The organism is Pedobacter sp. N36a (assembly GCF_014472395.1).
Taxonomy (GTDB): domain Bacteria; phylum Bacteroidota; class Bacteroidia; order Sphingobacteriales; family Sphingobacteriaceae; genus Pedobacter.
This window is the reverse complement of the sequence record NZ_JACSZW010000004.1, coordinates 1-16,416: the sequence shown is the minus strand read 5'-3', so window position 1 is coordinate 16,416 and position 16,416 is coordinate 1. Positions and strand designations below refer to the sequence as shown.

The following is a 16,416-nucleotide window of genomic DNA, read 5'->3' as shown; positions in this document are numbered from 1 at the left end:
ATTATCTTAGCCGAAGATACTTCATTAAAATTAAAACGTAATTAATATATGAAAATAGCTGTTATTGGAACAGGATATGTGGGTTTGGTAACTGGTACCTGCTTAGCAGAAACAGGAAACAAAGTAATTTGTGTAGATATAGATGCTGCTAAAGTTAAAAAGATGCAGGATGGTCAGGTACCCATCTATGAACCAGGACTTGACGTGTTATTTCATAGAAATATTGCTCAGGGGAGGTTAACTTTTACGACTGATCTGGCACATGGTATTCAGGATGCACAGATTATATTTATGGCTTTACCAACTCCTCCTGGAGGTGATGGTGCTGCTGATCTTTCCTATATCCTTGGTGCGGCAAAAGATATTTCTAAATTGGTTACGGAGTACAAAGTGATTGTCAACAAATCTACCGTACCAGTAGGGACAGCAGATAAAGTGCGCGCGGTTTTTGAAGCCAACACAAACATAGAAATTGATGTGGTTTCTAACCCCGAATTTCTTCGTGAGGGGGTAGCTGTAGAAGATTTCATGAAGCCAGACCGCGTGGTGATCGGTACAACAAGTGAAAGAGCACAGAAGTTAATGGCAGAATTGTACGGTCCTTATGTGAGACAAGGCAATCCAATCCTGTTTATGGATGAGCGTTCTTCGGAGCTGACAAAATATGCAGCCAATTCTTTCCTGGCTACGAAAATTACATTCATGAATGAGATCGCAAACCTTTGTGAGATTGTGAATGCAGATGTAGATGCTGTACGAAAAGGAATTGGTTCTGATGCCAGAATTGGTAAACGTTTCCTTTTCCCTGGAATCGGATACGGAGGAAGCTGCTTCCCTAAAGATGTTCAGGCTTTGGCTAAATCTGCTGATGAACATCAATATGATTTCCAGATCCTAAAAGCGGTGATGGATGTAAATGAAAAGCAAAAGACAGTTTTGGTAGATAAGCTGCTGAAATATTATAAAGGTGAACTGAAAGGCAAGCATTTTGCTTTATGGGGATTGGCTTTTAAGCCAGAAACCGACGATATTCGTGAGGCACCAGCCTTATACATTATCGATGAGCTGATCAAGCATGGCGCTACTGTTGCTGCCTTCGATCCGGAAGGAATGGAGAATGTGAAACGTCTTTTAGGCGATAAGATCAGCTTTGTTGCCGATCAGTATGAAGCGCTACAAAATGCGGATGCATTATTGATCGCTACAGAATGGTCTGTTTTTAGAAATCCTGATTTTGAAAAAATGGAAGAAAACCTGAGTAATAAAGTAATTTTTGATGGACGTAATTTATACGATCTGGAAAAAATGATCGATTTGGGTTATTATTATAATAGTATTGGTCGTAAATTAATAGGGTAATGGGACGTAAAAGAGTATTAATCACCGGAGCTGCAGGCTTCCTGGGTTCACATTTATGTGATCGTTTTATTAAAGAAGATTATCATGTGATCGCAATGGACAACCTGATCACCGGAGATCTTGCGAATATTGCACATTTGTTCAAACTTGAAAACTTTGAATTTGCACACCATGACGTATCAAAATTCGTTTATGTAGCAGGTGATTTGGATTATATCTTACACTTCGCCTCACCGGCAAGTCCGATTGACTATTTAAAAATACCGATTCAAACGCTAAAAGTTGGTTCATTAGGTACACACAATTTATTAGGTCTGGCGAAAAGTAAAAATGCCAGAATGCTGATCGCTTCCACTTCGGAAGTATATGGAGATCCAAATGTAAACCCACAGCCGGAAGAATATTGGGGCAATGTAAATCCTGTTGGTCCGAGAGGTGTTTACGATGAGGCGAAACGTTTTCAGGAAGCAATGACCATGGCTTACCATACTTTCCATGGTTTAGAAACCAGAATTGTAAGGATATTCAATACGTATGGTCCAAGAATGCGCCTGAATGATGGCCGTGTTTTACCTGCTTTTATCGGACAGGCATTACGTGGTGAAGACCTGACCGTATTTGGTGATGGTTCTCAAACCCGTTCTTTCTGTTATGTGGATGATTTAGTGGAAGGTATTTACAGGTTATTGCTGAGTGATTATGCAATGCCAGTGAACATCGGTAACCCTGATGAGATCACCATCAAGCAATTCGGTGAGGAGATTATTAAGCTAACCGGTACCACACAGAAATTGGTACTGCGTGATTTGCCAGTGGATGATCCTAAACAAAGACGTCCGGATATTACCAAAGCCAGAGAACTTTTAGGCTGGGAACCTAAAGTGAGCAGGGCGGAAGGTTTGAAGATTACTTATGAATATTTCAAATCTTTGCCTGCAGAAGCATTGGTGAATAAAGAACACAAAGATTTTACAACTTATAACCGTTAATATATAATAATGTCGAAAATACTAGTAACTGGTGGTACCGGTTTTATTGGATCACATACTGTCGTTGAGCTTTATAATGCTGGATATGACGTAGTGATCGTTGATGATTTTTCTAACTCTAATCCGAAAATCCTTAAACAGATTGAAGTCATTACCGGAAGAGTACCTGAGTTCGTTGAATTGGATTTATGTGATGAGGTAAAAGTGAAAGCATTTGCTGAGGCAAATACTGACATCTCAGGTGTAATTCATTTTGCTGCATTTAAAGCAGTTGGTGAGTCTGTTCAACAACCTTTAAAATACTACAGAAATAATTTTTATTCTTTAATTAATGTCATCAATGGCTTTAATAGTAAGTTAAATCTTGTGTTTTCTTCATCTTGTACAGTTTATGGTCAGCCAGATGTGCTGCCAGTAACAGAAGTTGCACCAGTTAAAAAAGCAGAATCTCCTTATGGCAACACCAAACAGATCGCAGAAGAGATTTTGCAGGAAAGCTGTGCCGTAACTCCTGAATTAAATGTGATTGCTTTGCGTTACTTTAACCCGGTAGGTGCACATGATTCCGCATTAATTGGCGAATTGCCAATCGGAGTTCCTCAAAATTTGGTTCCTTTTATTACACAGTCTGCCATTGGAAAACGTGGACCAATTACGGTTTATGGAAATGATTATGATACTCCAGATGGCAGTGCCATCAGAGATTATATCCATGTAGTAGATTTAGCTAAAGCTCATGTGGCGGCTATCCAAAGGTTAGAAAGCAATCAAGCGGAAACAAATTATGAAGTTTTCAATTTAGGTACGGGTACAGGTACTACCGTATTACAGGTGATTGAAGCCTTTGAAAAGGCAACGGGCCAAAAATTGAGTTATACTATTGGTGCGAGAAGAGAAGGTGATATTGAAAAAGTTTGGGGTGATGTGACTAAATCAGCTAAAGATTTAGGTTGGACAGCTGAACGTGATATCAATATCATGATGTCTTCTGCATGGAATTGGGAAAAATATTTAAAAGATAACTCTTTTTAGATGTTACTGAGCGAGCATAAAGACCTCAAGCTGGAAATTAAATCCCTTCCTGAAAAGGAAAAGGATAAGCTGTTGCTCCGGTTGATCGCGAAAGATAAAATCCTGACGGAACACTTACATTTTTTATTGATGGAAGGGGAGCAGGATTTGGTAGACAGGCAGGAGCAGCTTAGCGCCCGCATTGATGAGGAAATTGAAGAGCTGATGTCCAATAGAAGAAGAAATGCTAAAGAAGCGTTACTTAAAATGAGGAAGCTAAACGGCAGCATTACCCACCATTTTAAGGTGACGAAAGACTTGAATTCTGAAATAGAATTACGAATTCATCTTTTCAAAGGAATTCCCATCGATTTTAATGAGGGCGTATTTTCTACGCTGCATAAGTTCAATGAAAAGTTAATGATCTATTTTGCCAAGTCTGTATTTTCTGTATATAATAAGTACCTGAAAATGCATGAGGAAACTCAATTTGACCTTAAACCAAGTTTTAATGAGGTTTTGGCAAAATTATATCAGCATAAAACAGCTCCTGTTGCTGAAGAATTAGGTTTGCCTAAAGAAATTTAAGGTACACTGAGTATTGAAAATGAAATCTATTGAAATGAAAAAGAAAATATTAATCACGGGTGGCGCTGGATTTATTGGCTCACACGTAGTACGTCGCTTTGTGCGCAATTATCCGGATTATGAAATCCTAAATCTGGATGTTTTAACTTACGCCGGAAACTTGGCAAACCTAACCGATGTAGAAGATTTGCCAAATTATCGCTTTGTGAAAGCAGACATCACTGATGCTGTAGCCATGAATGATTTATTTGAAAAGGAGAATTTTGATGCAGTCATACATTTGGCCGCAGAATCTCATGTAGACAGATCAATTGCTGATCCAACAGCATTTGTGATGACCAATGTAATCGGTACTGTAAACCTTTTGAATGCTGCAAGAGCCCATTGGAAAGGTGATTATGATAAAAAACGGTTCTATCATGTGTCTACTGATGAAGTATATGGTGCATTGGGCGAAACAGGAATGTTTACAGAAACTACCGCTTATGACCCGCATAGTCCTTACTCCGCATCAAAAGCATCTTCTGATCATTTTGTAAGGGCTTATCATGATACTTATGGCTTAGATGTGGTGATTTCTAATTGCTCAAATAACTATGGTTCAAACCATTTTCCTGAAAAATTGATCCCATTAGCGATCAATAATATCAAAAATAATTTGCCTGTTCCAGTTTATGGCAAAGGAGAGAATGTGCGAGACTGGCTTTGGGTAGAAGATCATGCACGTGCAATTGATGTGATTTTCCATGGAGCAAAAACTGGTGAAACGTATAACATCGGTGGACATAATGAGTGGAAAAACATCGATTTGATCCATTTACTATGTGACATCATGGACCGTAAACTGAACAGAACACCAGGTGACTCAGCGAAGTTAATCACTTTTGTAACTGATAGAGCTGGACATGACCTGCGTTATGCGATTGATTCTACGAAATTGCAAAACAAATTGGACTGGGTGCCTAGTCTTCAGTTTGAAGAAGGGCTGGAGAAAACAGTGGAATGGTACCTGGAAAATGAAGAATGGCTTTCAAATGTGACTTCTGGAAACTATAAAGCTTATTACGAAACACAATACCAAGGTAGATAAAGTCTACTATATATCAACAAGAAAGGCCAGCTTATAAAGCTGGCCTTTCTTGTTGATATATAGCGTTTTTATAATTACTCATATCTTAAAGCTTCCACAGGATCTAATTTAGATGCTTTTTTAGCTGGGTAATAACCGGACATGATTCCTACGAGCACACAAAGTACGAATCCTCCAAAGATCCACAGCCATGGAATGATAAAGGAGCCGCCCATGGCCAGCGAGATTACGTTGCCTATGGTGATCCCGAGGAAGATTCCAAATGCACCTCCCATCAGACAAATAATCACAGCCTCAATTAAAAATTGTTTACGGATCACAGATGGATTGGCACCAATTGCTTTCCTGATCCCTATTTCTCTTGTTCGTTCTGTTACAGAGACTAACATGATGTTCATTAAGCCAATAGAAGCGCCAATTAGAGTAATCGCCCCAATCGCAATTCCACCCCATACCACATATTTTAAGTTTTCAAATAGGGTTTGGGCAATGGCATCACTTTTTATGATCTCGAAGTTATTTGGTTCAGCAACCTTAACTTTTCTGATGTTTCTAAATTCAGCAGTAGCTTCTCCAATGATGTCTTCCTGCATTTCATTGTTGGGCACCATTACCACTATGTTATAAGAAGGGTTGCCATTTGAATTGATTTTCTTAGCCTTTAATAAAGGAACATAGACAGCTCTATCTCCGGAGAAGCCCATACTGGATCCTTTTGAAGCCAGCAAACCGATCACCTTTAACCGGGTACCGCCAACGTTAATGATTTTATCTATAGGAGATTCTTTTTTGAATAGTTTTTCACTGACCTCACTTCCGATAATACAAACGTTATTCCCATTCTCCACTTCTGTGGTGGTAAAATTCCTGCCCGATGTGAGTTCAAGTCCCATGGAATTCATACCATTTTCATCGATTCCCTGAATATTGATATTGGGATTGGTCTTTTCCGTTCCATATTTGATAGTGGCACCATAAGTTACCATTACATTGATCGCTACTGTTGCTGGGGTTTTTAGCTGGTTCTTAAAGGCAATGGCATCTTCGTAACGAATGCTCTTGAAGGGTTTTGGTCTTTTTCCGCCGCCTCCAATCCGAATGCCTACTCCACGATTTCTAATGGTAAAGGAATTAGCTCCCATGCTTGAGAAAGCTTCTGTCATGCTAGTTTTTACTGCATCCAGGGTGGTTAGAATGCCTACTAAAGCAGATAAGCCTATCGCAATGATCAACGCGGTCAGCATGGTGCGCAACCGATTACTTTTTATAGATTGTATGGCAATTCTTACGTTTTCTGTGTAGGTCATTCTTTAGAAATAAGATTCTTGAAGGGATAAAAATAAAAAGTCCCGTTGTTAAGACAACGAGACCTGTTATAATGTTACAAAGGAAACCTAATTCCCTATATAAAAATCTATTTATGCAGAGAAGCTGGTACCGCAGCCGCATGTGCTGGCTGCATTGGGGTTGTTGAACGTAAATCCTCTTGAATTTAGTCCGTCTTGCCAATCTACCTGCATTCCCATTAAATACATTTGGTGTGCTTTGTGCATGAAAACCTTAATACCATCAATGATGTATTCCTGATCTCCTTCTTTCTTTTGATCGAAACCTAAAACATAACTCATTCCTGAGCAGCCACCACCTTCTACTCCTACACGTAAGCCGAAGTCGTCAGCGATTTCTTGTTGGTCTTTTAACTTAAAAAGTTCTTTTACAGCAGTTTCTGTAAACGTAACCGGTGCAAATGCGGTATCAACTGTATTACTCATGTTATTTAAAATTAGGAACAACAAATATAAATAAAATGTACATTTTTGTCAGGGTTATCGCTAATTATTACGGTATTTAAACAAAGGAATGAGTATAGAATCTATATTAACAACAGTAGTGCCAATAACAGTTGCCGGTGTAGTGACCGTTTCTGTAGGTTACTATCTGATCAAGAACGACATTGATAAGTATTTTAGATTGAGATTTGCCGGAAAGAAAGACGAAAGAACACAGCTATTTGGCTTACGCCTCCAAGCGCATGAACGCTTAATTATATTTGTAGAAAGAATTAACCCAAGTAACTTACTGCTTCGGGTATATATGCCTGGGATTTCAGTGCCAGAGCTACAGGCTTCGATTTTGAATGAAATCAGGTCTGAATATCAGCACAATGTGACGCAGCAATTGTATGTTTCTGAAAGAATATGGAATGTGATCCGTAAACTAAAGGACGATACTTTAGCGATGGTAAATAATGGGGTGCAGGGATTACCTGAACAAGCTACAGGGATGGATTTAAGTAAAAAAGTGCTGCAGCAGATGGCAGAAATACCAGACAATCCTTATGATTTGACGCTGGATCTGATTAAAAAGGATATTCATCAATTGTTTTAATTATGGAAGAGAAGAAGATTACGACCACTTCAGGTATAGCAATCAAAGAATTATATACCAGCGCCAGACCCATGACGGAATTGCCTGGAGAATTTCCTTATACCAGAGGAATTCAAAAGGATATGTATCGGGGCCGTCTTTGGACCATGCGCCAGTACGCTGGATTTTCTACTGCTGAAGAATCGAATAAACGCTACCACTACCTGTTGAAACAGGGAACAATGGGATTGTCCGTTGCATTCGACCTGCCTACTCAGATTGGATATGATTCAGATCATGAAATGTCTGAAGGGGAAGTCGGAAAAGTAGGGGTAGCAATAGACTCTTTGAAAGACATTGAAATCTTATTTGATGGAATCGAACTTCAAAAGATTACCACCTCCATGACGATCAATGCCACGGCGTCTATTCTGCTGGCGATGTATATCGCCCTGGCAAAAAAGCAAGGTGCCGATATCAGACAGATTTCCGGAACGATACAGAACGATATTTTAAAGGAATATGCGGCAAGGGGCACTTATATCTATCCCCCTAAATCCTCTATGCGAATCATTACGGATATCTTTGAATACTGCAGTAAAGAGGTGCCAAAATGGAATACGATCTCTATTTCAGGATACCATATTCGGGAGGCAGGATCTACAGCGGTGCAGGAACTGGCTTTTACCTTGGCAAATGGTAAAGCTTATCTAAATGCTGCTTTGGAAAAAGGGCTGGACATTAATGTCTTTGCCAAACGCCTTTCTTTTTTCTTTAATTGTCACAATAATTTCTTTGAAGAGATTGCGAAGTTCCGTGCAGCCAGACGGATGTGGGCCAAAATCACTAAGGATTTAGGAGCTACAGATGAAAAAGCACAGATGCTGCGTTTTCATACCCAAACCGGCGGTTCTACGCTAACAGCACAACAGCCTTTAAATAACGTGGTCAGAGTGACTAGTCAGGCCATGGCAGCGGTGTTGGGCGGTACACAGTCTTTACATACAAATGGTTACGATGAGGCGCTTTCACTGCCCACCGAAGCAGCAGCTAAAATCGCCCTGCGGACGCAACAGGTCATTGCCTTTGAAAGTGGAATCACAGATACAGTAGATCCTTTAGCCGGTTCTTTTTTTGTGGAAAACCTAACAGATGAAATTGAAGCTACCGCACAGCTTTATATTGATAAAATTGATGCCATGGGCGGATCCGTAAATGCCATAGAAAATGGATATATCCAGAATGAAATCGGCAATGCCGCTTACCAATACCAATTAGAAATTGAAGATGGCAGCAGGGTCATTGTTGGTGTCAATAAGTTTACTCAGGAAAAAGAAGGAATCAATGAGGTGTTTACTATTGATGAATCCATAAGAACCATTCAGACAGACAAGCTAAATAAGTTGAAATCTGAGCGAGATTCAGCAGCTGTGGAAAAAGCTTTAAACGATTTATTACGCGCTGCAAAAGGAACAGAGAACTTAATGCCTTTTATTCTGGTGGCAGTAGAGGCGTATGCGACACTCGGAGAGGTTTCTGATGTGATGCGTAGTGTTTTTGGTGAATACTAAAGGGTATGTTAAAAAATAGTTATCCACATAATAAATTCAGGTTAAGTATGCTAATCCTCTGCTATTTAAGTGCTTACTGAATATATTAAAATTTAGTTTTTTTTGTTGATAATTTTTTGAATATTCGATATCTCGAAAGGGCATTATCAATGTGCCTATATCGTCTCTGTTAACCAACTAATTGTGTCATAAAAATGGAAAAAACTTGTACCGAAGTATGGAAAAGCTGTCTCCAAATTATAAAGGATAACATACCCGGCCAGAGTTTTAAAACCTGGTTCGAGCCAATATCCGCTCTCAAGTTGGATGGCAATGTTTTAACAATACAAGTACCGAGTTTATTCTTTTATGAATGGCTGGAAGAACACTATGTCGGACTGCTGCGAAAGACGGTCAAGAAGCAGCTTGGTGACGACGGTAGACTGGAATATAATATTGTGGTAGACAAGTCTTCTAAAAGCGGTTCTCCTTATACTACGAATATGCCAAGCAATGGCAATGGGGCGGAAGCGAAGTTTCAAACGATGCCTATTCCAGTTTCTATCAATAAAGACATCAGGAATCCATTTATCATACCTGGATTAAAGAAACTGACAGTAGATCCTCAATTGAATTCGAATTATACTTTCGATAATTACATTGAAGGCGATTGTAATCGTTTGGCTCGTTCGGCAGGTTACGCGGTTGCCGCTAAACCAGGTGGAACTTCCTTTAATCCTTTAATGATTTATGGAGGAGTAGGATTGGGTAAAACGCATCTTGCTCAGGCGATTGGCAATGAGATCAAACGAAACCTGCCTGATAAATTAGTCATTTATGTTTCTTGTGAAAAATTTTGTCAGCAGTTTGTTGATTCGTTAAAAAATAACACGATTAATGATTTTGTGAATTTCTACCAGGCAATGGATGTGATTATCATGGATGATGTACATAATTTTGCTGGAAAGGAAAAAACTCAAGATATATTCTTTCATATTTTCAATCATCTACATCAGTCTGGAAAACAAGTGATCCTTTCTTCTGATAAAGCGCCTAAAGATCTGGCTGGGTTAGAAGAGCGGTTACTGAGTCGTTTTAAATGGGGATTATCGGCAGACCTTCAGATTCCAGATCTCGAAACCAGAATTGCGATTCTGAGAAAGAAGATGTATGCCGATGGTATTGAACTGCCTAATGAAGTTGTTGAATATGTAGCGCACAATATTGATAATAATGTACGTGAGCTGGAAGGTGCAATGGTTTCGCTTTTAGCACAGTCGACCTTAAACAAAAAAGATATTGACCTGAATCTTGCGAAGCAGATGTTGAAGAACTTCATCAAGAACACTTCAAAAGAGATTTCCATGGAATATATTCAGAAATTAGTTTGTGAGTATTTTGAAGTTCCGGTTGATATGGTGAAATCTCCTACAAGAAAACGAGAAATTGTTCAGGCCAGGCAGATTTCCATGTATTTGTCTAAGAGTCATACGAAGTCTTCTCTAAAAACTATCGGTGCATTTTTTGGCGGCAGGGATCACTCAACAGTGATTTATGCTTGTCAGACAGTAGAAGATCTGATTGATACTGACAAAAAATTCAAAGGCTATGTACATGATATTCAAAAGAAATTAAAAATGACCTAGTATTTTTGGGTGGTTTACAATAAAAAAGTGCTGCTAAAGTTTTTAAACTTCAGCAGCACTTTTTTATTAAAGGATAAATTTCACTTATTTGATCGCTTCCAGCTTCATCAGTCCATAAAATAGGGCAGAAGCATGTAGAGATTGGGCAATTTGATTGTCCATTAAGAGTTGTTTAACTGCTGGAATGCTGTATTTTTCTACCGTCAGGATTTCATGTTCATCTAAATGCTGTTCCTGTGTTTGAATACCTCCTGTAAGAAGGTAGGTAAAAGTGACATTATCTGAGGTCGCGGGATTCGGATAAAGTGTAGCCAGATGGCTGATCGTTTTAAAGCTATAACCAGTTTCTTCCAGTAATTCTCTTTTTACTGCATCTTCTGGCTTTTCATCTCCATCAATCACCCCGCCTGGGATTTCCAATGAAATAATATCTGCACCATGACGGTATTGACGCACCATGATGATCTCATTGTCTTCTGTTAATGCCACTGCATTCACCCAATTTGGATATTCTAATACGTAATAATCATCTTTTGTAGTTCCATTTTGGAGCTTACAGGTATCTACGCGTAAAGTTGCCCATCGTTCTTTCACCAGGTATCTTGATGAAATCTTTTGCCATTTTAATATTTCCATGTTAGGGATTAAAGGTATTGCTGGATCTTTTTTTGTCGATCCATGTTGGTCATACTGATGATATGGTGTTGCTCCTCCAGCATTTGATAAATGAGTTGTAGTTTCTCAGCAATTAGCTTATTCCTTTCTGTTTGTTGGAAAGAAGTTAAGTCTGCATAAAGGAATTGGCTGAACATATCCAGTTTTTCTGCTGGAAATTCTTTAGAAATTATTAAGGTGTTGAATTCCTCATTAGGATAATATAGCAGCTCCTCTTCGGTGATTTCAAATTCCTTAGGTAAAGATTCTTTGAAAAGATCGTCAGCTTCTTCTAATTTTCCTTCTAATTTTAGCCCCATAATTCGGGCGAGTACCTGCGCGAGTTTTTGAATCTCAGCGGTCATTAAGTCTCTTCTAAGCATAATATTTACCAGCTTCCGCTACTGCCTCCACCACCAAAACTACCTCCGCCGAATCCACCAAAACCGCCGCCGCCGCTACTGCTGCCACCACCGAAACCACTTCCGCCAGAACCTCTTCCTCCGCCTAATAACATGCTCCAGAAAAGTGCATCTGCAACACCGCGGCTGCCGATAACCTGGCCACCTCCACCATTGCCGCCGCCTTTTTTAAGAACTATGATGACCACGATAACAATGATGATAATCACAATGATGCCGCCTGCTCCACCTTCACTTTTTCCAACTTTAGGTTTGTCGTTTTTGTATTCGCCTTTAGTATAACTGATGATGGCATCGGTACCAGCTTGAAGGCCTCCAAAATAATCGCCTTTTTTAAAATAAGGCTTAATGTCATTGTCTATGATCCTGCGAACGTATAAGTCAGGAAGTACTCCTTCCACGCCATAACCAGTCTGGATAGATATTTTTCGGTCTCCCAACGCTGCAACGATCATGATGCCATTGTCTTTGCCTTTTCCACCTACGCCCCATTTTCTGCCTAGTTCTAATGCATATTCACCAATATCATAGTCGCCTACAGATTTTACGATCGCAATGGCAATTTGTGTAGAAGTGGAGTCGTCAAAGGCTACGAGCTTTTGTTCGAGTTGTTGGAGCTGACCAGGAGTTAGTGTTCCTGTGTAGTCATTCACTAATTTATTTGGTTTAGCTGGAAAGTCCTGGGCAAAACCTAAAGTTGAAACGAGGATAAATAAGAAAGCTATGATTAATTTTTTCATGGCTTTACGGATTTATACTGGTCCATAAAGATAATTTCATTGGGTAGCTCATTGATATCTCCTCCCTCATAAGGAAAAAAAGTAGCTAGCTTTTCTCCTGCTAACATGATACCGGCAATAATACCCTGAACCAGGTTTCCCCCAGAGAAATGTGCACCCATGGCCACCTTGGTAGTTTCCCAAAAGTCTTGAGGTACTACTTTGTTGATACCGCTATCGCCAATGATGGCAAATTTATGGTCAATATAAGCAAGGTAGATGAGCACGCCATTGTGCCTTGAGGTTTTTTCCATGCCTAATTTCGCGAAGTAGGAAGTTGCTTTTTCAAAAGGATCGCCTTCGCAATGTTTATCTACTGCGATTCTGATTTCGCCTGAAGTCGCTTTTTCAGCTTCTGAAATCGCATTGGCTATTAATTCTTGTTCTTGTTCTGTGAAAATTCCCATAATAGGATAACTGTATAAAGATAAGGGTAATCTGTGTTTTTAACTAAAACACAGATTACCCTTAAATGTTGTGACGGTATTTTAGAATTCTACTTTTGGTGCTTTTTCTGCGCCAGCATCAGCTTTAAATCCTGCTTTTTGGCTAAAACCAAAGATGCCAGCAGTTAGGTTATTTGGAAATGACCTTACTTTGGTGTTGTAGGTTTGTACAGCTTCATTGAAATCTTTACGCGCTACAGCAATTCTGTTCTCTGTTCCTGCGAGTTCAGCAGATACATCTCTGAATTGTTCTGTGGCTTTTAATTCAGGATAGTTTTCAGTGACCATTAATAAGCGACCAAGGGCCTGGCTTACCTGTCCTTGTGCTGCCTGGTATTTTTCAATGTTTTCTGGTGTTAATTTATCAGGGTCAATAGTTACCTGAGTAGCTTTAGCACGTGCTTCTGTAACCTGGGTTAAAGTAGATTGCTCGAACTTAGCAGCACCTTTAACGGTATTTACAAGGTTAGGAATTAAATCTGAACGTCTTTGGTATTGGGTTTCTACCTGGTTCCATTTTGCCTTCACATCTTCATCTAATTTAACCAATCCATTGTAGCCACACCCGCTTACGACTACCAATAAAACTAAAATACCGACTATTGCTACTACTGTTTTTTTCATAATTTCTGTTTTTAATTGTCCTGAGCGTTAACTATCGTTATGTTCAGGTTTTTCGTTTTTGTTTTTCTATTGTTAATTTACACATTAGAACTCAATTTCCGTACCTTTGTTACTAATCAGTATAAAAACATGACAGGTTTTTGCAAAAATGACGAATCAGCCTGTAATTCTCAATTAAATGGTATTTCTGTCAGTCAATTGATCATTCTTTAAGTCTTACTTATGCTGTTTTGCTTAACCAGCATTCCTATCATCATCCCAGGATTTCCTATATTTGCAGCGGTTCAGGATAAAAACCTGACATATTTATGCAAAAAGAAATAGAAATTACGTTGGCTCCTGAAGATGTGCAACAGGAAGCTATCTTAAAAAGTGCTTTATCTGAGGCCTTAGAAATAAAACAAACACGAATTAAAGGATATAAGATTTTAAAACGATCTATCGATGCACGCTCAAGAAGGGTGATTTATCGCCTGCAAGTGAGGGTGTTTATTGATGAAGAGCCTGTGAAAGACGTTTTTCAGGTAGACTACCCAAATGTGAGCGATAAAAAGCCTGTAATTATTGTTGGAGCCGGTCCTGCGGGTTTGTTTGCTGCTTTACAATGTATTGAAAATGGGTTTAAACCTATCGTTTTAGAACGTGGTAAAGATGTAAAACAGCGTAGAAGAGATCTGGCGGCAATAAATAAAGAGGGTATTGTAAATACAGAATCCAATTATTGTTATGGGGAAGGTGGTGCAGGAACCTATTCGGACGGTAAACTCTATACCCGATCCAATAAACGTGGCGACATCAATAAAGTGCTGCAGATATTTGTAGAACACGGAGCAACTGAAGACATTTTAGTAGATGCCCGTCCACATATTGGGACAAATAAACTGCCTCAGATTATAACTGCTATTAGGGAACGTATCCTTAGTGCAGGTGGTGAGGTACGCTTTGATCAGAAAGTAACTGACATCTTAATTGATTTTGGAAAAATTAAAGGTGTGGTGATCAACGGAGAAGAGAAACTGATGGCTGATGCGGTTATTTTGGCCACCGGACACTCGGCCCGAGATATTTATGAGTTATTAAACGGTAAAAATATTCTTGTAGAAGCTAAGCCATTTGCACTTGGTGTGAGGATCGAACATCCTCAGGCCATCATCGATGCTGCTCAATACCATTGCGATATTCGCAGTGAGTTTCTGCCCCCAGCTTATTACAGCTTGGTGGAACAGGTTGGTAGCAGAGGTGTTTTCTCCTTTTGCATGTGCCCAGGTGGAATTATTGCCCCTTGTGCTACCCACGACAATGAGATTGTGGTTAATGGGTGGTCTCCTTCTAAAAGAAATAATCCATTCGCCAATTCAGGAACCGTGGTGCAGATCACATTGGATGATGTAAAAGGAACGGATCCATTGAGAATGATGAACTTTCAGGCAGAAATCGAGCGTACAGCTTTCCAGCTCGGGGGAGGAAATCTTGTTGCACCTGGACAAAGAATGGTGGATTTTGTAGAGAGTAGAGTTTCCATTGATTTGCCTAAAAACTCTTATCTGCCAGGAACAAAAAGTATGATGTTAAAAGATACTTTACCTGATTTTGTGGCTTCAAGCTTGAGAAATGCGTTGCCGCTTTTTGGAAAGAAAATGAAAGGTTATTATACAAATGAAGCTATCCTTGTGGGAGTGGAAAGCAGAAGTTCCTCTCCAGTTCGTATTCCAAGAGATAAAGAGACTTTTCAGCATCCGCAAGTTGCAGGTTTATTTCCATGCGCTGAAGGTGCTGGCTATGCCGGAGGGATTGTTTCTGCCGCAATTGATGGGGTGAACTGTGCAAATGCGATTCTTAAATTAGCTTAATAGAAACAGATTTGTGGTTTTGTTGTTTATCTCGATCTGAGGATTGCTCCTGAATAGGAGCGCTTATGGATGGAGCTGGATAGCTGGCGGCTTGGCCTGATTACTAGTGAACCAGTTTTATTCCTGAAGATACTTGAATACTGATTGTTGCTTCTAAGTTGCGATCAGTATATTAAACCTAATATTTATAACTATGAAAAATACATTAATTATTGGGGCTTCCCCAAATCCTATGCGTTATGCTTTTAAAGCTGCTCACATGTTGAAGGCAAAAGGGCATCCCTTTGTTAATGTTGGCATTAAAAAAGGAGAAGTAGCAGGAGTGGCCATTGAACAGCCCGGAACGGTGCATGAGGATATCGATACCATTACTTTATATATAGGACAGGATATACAGCATAACTATTACGATTATATCCTTCAGACTAAACCTAAAAGAGTAATATTTAATCCAGGGACAGAGAACGAAGAATTTGAATCTCTTTTGAAAGAGAATAATATAGAGCCAGTAGAGGCTTGTACTTTAGTTTTGCTTTCTACGGGGCAATATTAAACAGAGGCTGTTTATATCTGTGTAGGCTGAGTGTTCTTATGCTATCGTATAGATACTATAATACTATTATAGAGCGCTACATTATTCTGGGTAGTTGAAATGCAACATCTTTTTCTAATTCTACTAACCTGTGTTAAATCTATGTTATTTTTTTAATACTGTAATTCATGCAGTTAGGAGATTTATACAATTATAAGGATGATATTGTTTGTGGGGGCGTTAAATTTTCTTACTTTTGCATCCCGCTTCGGAGGAAGGGTTAGTGTGAAGGATATCGTGAGAAGAATTTGAAAGATTGCAGTAGAAGGATGTCAGAGGTTGTTTTGACGGTTAACTAACCAGAAAGGACAAAAGAAAAAAGTTTAAATAAAGCTTGACAATAACAAAAAGATTTCTACCTTTGCAGTCCCAACAAAAACGGGGGTTACTAAACGGAGTTTAGTAACAAAAACAAAAAGACTGAAACAATCGAAAATCGATTGCAACAT

Annotated in this window: 17 protein-coding genes; 10 read left to right on the top strand and 7 right to left on the bottom strand. The window is 39.2% G+C overall.

Annotation, left to right across the window (positions count from 1 at the left end):
• The first annotated feature begins 48 nt into the window (after positions 1-48).
• From H9X96_RS08965 to rfbB, 5 genes are read left to right on the top strand one after another with little or no spacing between them, the layout of a single operon-like run.
• Positions 49-1,359 (top strand): UDP-glucose/GDP-mannose dehydrogenase family protein, encoded by a 1,311-nt coding sequence (locus H9X96_RS08965; protein ID WP_187665964.1) that lies wholly within the window; start codon positions 49-51, stop codon positions 1,357-1,359.
• Positions 1,359-2,348, top strand: coding sequence for a UDP-glucuronic acid decarboxylase family protein (locus H9X96_RS08960; RefSeq protein ID WP_187665963.1), 990 nt, complete (start codon positions 1,359-1,361; stop codon positions 2,346-2,348). Before H9X96_RS08965 ends, H9X96_RS08960 begins: the two co-directional genes overlap by 1 nt.
• Positions 2,349-2,357: 9 nt before the next feature.
• The gene (gene galE / locus H9X96_RS08955; protein WP_187665962.1) at positions 2,358-3,380 is read left to right on the top strand and encodes a UDP-glucose 4-epimerase GalE; all 1,023 of its coding nucleotides are present in this window, start codon (positions 2,358-2,360) and stop codon (positions 3,378-3,380) included.
• A complete protein-coding gene (locus H9X96_RS08950) occupies positions 3,381-3,947 on the top strand; it encodes a hypothetical protein (RefSeq protein WP_187665961.1) in 567 nt (188 codons plus the stop codon).
• A 34-nt stretch (positions 3,948-3,981) separates the two neighbouring features.
• Positions 3,982-5,037 (top strand): dTDP-glucose 4,6-dehydratase, encoded by a 1,056-nt coding sequence (rfbB, locus tag H9X96_RS08945; protein ID WP_187665960.1) that lies wholly within the window; start codon positions 3,982-3,984, stop codon positions 5,035-5,037.
• 74 nt (positions 5,038-5,111) lie between these two features.
• On the opposite strand, the gene H9X96_RS08940 is transcribed toward rfbB, so the two are convergent.
• Positions 5,112-6,344 carry an ABC transporter permease gene (locus H9X96_RS08940; protein WP_187665959.1) on the bottom strand — a complete coding sequence of 411 codons (1,233 nt, stop codon included), beginning with the start codon at positions 6,342-6,344 and terminating at the stop codon, positions 5,112-5,114.
• A 111-nt stretch (positions 6,345-6,455) separates the two neighbouring features.
• Complete coding sequence (locus H9X96_RS08935; protein ID WP_062546909.1) at positions 6,456-6,809, bottom strand: iron-sulfur cluster assembly accessory protein; 354 nt, start codon at positions 6,807-6,809, stop codon at positions 6,456-6,458.
• An 88-nt stretch (positions 6,810-6,897) separates the two neighbouring features.
• Between H9X96_RS08935 and H9X96_RS08930 the strand changes: the two genes are divergently transcribed.
• The 3 genes from H9X96_RS08930 to dnaA all read left to right on the top strand — a co-directional run bounded on the left by H9X96_RS08930 (position 6,898) and on the right by dnaA (position 10,600).
• Positions 6,898-7,425: a hypothetical protein gene (locus H9X96_RS08930; RefSeq protein WP_187665958.1), complete on the top strand. Its 528-nt coding sequence runs from the start codon at positions 6,898-6,900 to the stop codon at positions 7,423-7,425.
• A 2-nt stretch (positions 7,426-7,427) separates the two neighbouring features.
• Positions 7,428-8,975 carry a methylmalonyl-CoA mutase gene (locus H9X96_RS08925; protein WP_187665957.1) on the top strand — a complete coding sequence of 516 codons (1,548 nt, stop codon included), beginning with the start codon at positions 7,428-7,430 and terminating at the stop codon, positions 8,973-8,975.
• Between the two features lie 194 nt (positions 8,976-9,169).
• Positions 9,170-10,600 carry a chromosomal replication initiator protein DnaA gene (dnaA, locus tag H9X96_RS08920; RefSeq protein WP_187665956.1) on the top strand — a complete coding sequence of 477 codons (1,431 nt, stop codon included), beginning with the start codon at positions 9,170-9,172 and terminating at the stop codon, positions 10,598-10,600.
• Positions 10,601-10,684: 84 nt separating this feature from the next.
• Here the strand turns inward: dnaA and H9X96_RS08915 are convergent, their stop codons facing one another.
• The 5 genes from H9X96_RS08915 to H9X96_RS08895 form a co-directional block, all read right to left on the bottom strand.
• Complete coding sequence (locus H9X96_RS08915) at positions 10,685-11,236, bottom strand: NUDIX hydrolase (protein ID WP_187665955.1); 552 nt, start codon at positions 11,234-11,236, stop codon at positions 10,685-10,687.
• An 8-nt stretch (positions 11,237-11,244) separates the two neighbouring features.
• Entirely contained in the window at positions 11,245-11,637 is a 393-nt protein-coding gene (locus H9X96_RS08910) for a hypothetical protein (RefSeq protein WP_187665954.1), read from the bottom strand.
• 5 nt (positions 11,638-11,642) lie between these two features.
• The gene (locus H9X96_RS08905) at positions 11,643-12,416 is read right to left on the bottom strand and encodes a YgcG family protein (RefSeq protein WP_187665953.1); all 774 of its coding nucleotides are present in this window, start codon (positions 12,414-12,416) and stop codon (positions 11,643-11,645) included.
• Positions 12,413-12,862 (bottom strand): TPM domain-containing protein, encoded by a 450-nt coding sequence (locus tag H9X96_RS08900; RefSeq protein ID WP_187665952.1) that lies wholly within the window; start codon positions 12,860-12,862, stop codon positions 12,413-12,415. Before H9X96_RS08900 ends, H9X96_RS08905 begins: the two co-directional genes overlap by 4 nt.
• Before the next feature lie 81 nt (positions 12,863-12,943).
• Positions 12,944-13,525, bottom strand: coding sequence for a LemA family protein (locus tag H9X96_RS08895; protein WP_187665951.1), 582 nt, complete (start codon positions 13,523-13,525; stop codon positions 12,944-12,946).
• Positions 13,526-13,833: 308 nt separating this feature from the next.
• Here H9X96_RS08895 and H9X96_RS08890 point away from each other — a divergent pair, with 308 nt between their 5' ends.
• On the top strand, positions 13,834-15,375 hold the full coding sequence (locus H9X96_RS08890) for an NAD(P)/FAD-dependent oxidoreductase (protein ID WP_187665950.1): 1,542 nt from the start codon (positions 13,834-13,836) through the stop codon (positions 15,373-15,375).
• A gap of 193 nt (positions 15,376-15,568) precedes the next feature.
• A complete protein-coding gene (locus tag H9X96_RS08885; protein WP_187665949.1) occupies positions 15,569-15,928 on the top strand; it encodes a CoA-binding protein in 360 nt (119 codons plus the stop codon).
• The last annotated feature ends 488 nt before the right edge of the window (positions 15,929-16,416 follow it).

Coding starts and splice junctions, on each gene's coding strand:
- H9X96_RS08950 (WP_187665961.1), top strand. CDS start 3,381: ATGTTACTGAGCGAGCATAAAGACCTCAAGCTGGAAATTAAATCCCTT.
- H9X96_RS08890 (WP_187665950.1), top strand. CDS start 13,834: ATGCAAAAAGAAATAGAAATTACGTTGGCTCCTGAAGATGTGCAACAG.
- H9X96_RS08915 (WP_187665955.1), bottom strand. CDS start 11,236: ATGGAAATATTAAAATGGCAAAAGATTTCATCAAGATACCTGGTGAAA.
- H9X96_RS08925 (WP_187665957.1), top strand. CDS start 7,428: ATGGAAGAGAAGAAGATTACGACCACTTCAGGTATAGCAATCAAAGAA.
- H9X96_RS08940 (WP_187665959.1), bottom strand. CDS start 6,344: ATGACCTACACAGAAAACGTAAGAATTGCCATACAATCTATAAAAAGT.
- galE (WP_187665962.1), top strand. CDS start 2,358: ATGTCGAAAATACTAGTAACTGGTGGTACCGGTTTTATTGGATCACAT.
- H9X96_RS08885 (WP_187665949.1), top strand. CDS start 15,569: ATGAAAAATACATTAATTATTGGGGCTTCCCCAAATCCTATGCGTTAT.
- H9X96_RS08900 (WP_187665952.1), bottom strand. CDS start 12,862: ATGGGAATTTTCACAGAACAAGAACAAGAATTAATAGCCAATGCGATT.
- H9X96_RS08930 (WP_187665958.1), top strand. CDS start 6,898: ATGAGTATAGAATCTATATTAACAACAGTAGTGCCAATAACAGTTGCC.
- H9X96_RS08965 (WP_187665964.1), top strand. CDS start 49: ATGAAAATAGCTGTTATTGGAACAGGATATGTGGGTTTGGTAACTGGT.
- H9X96_RS08910 (WP_187665954.1), bottom strand. CDS start 11,637: ATGCTTAGAAGAGACTTAATGACCGCTGAGATTCAAAAACTCGCGCAG.
- H9X96_RS08895 (WP_187665951.1), bottom strand. CDS start 13,525: ATGAAAAAAACAGTAGTAGCAATAGTCGGTATTTTAGTTTTATTGGTA.
- rfbB (WP_187665960.1), top strand. CDS start 3,982: ATGAAAAAGAAAATATTAATCACGGGTGGCGCTGGATTTATTGGCTCA.
- H9X96_RS08960 (WP_187665963.1), top strand. CDS start 1,359: ATGGGACGTAAAAGAGTATTAATCACCGGAGCTGCAGGCTTCCTGGGT.
- dnaA (WP_187665956.1), top strand. CDS start 9,170: ATGGAAAAAACTTGTACCGAAGTATGGAAAAGCTGTCTCCAAATTATA.
- H9X96_RS08905 (WP_187665953.1), bottom strand. CDS start 12,416: ATGAAAAAATTAATCATAGCTTTCTTATTTATCCTCGTTTCAACTTTA.
- H9X96_RS08935 (WP_062546909.1), bottom strand. CDS start 6,809: ATGAGTAATACAGTTGATACCGCATTTGCACCGGTTACGTTTACAGAA.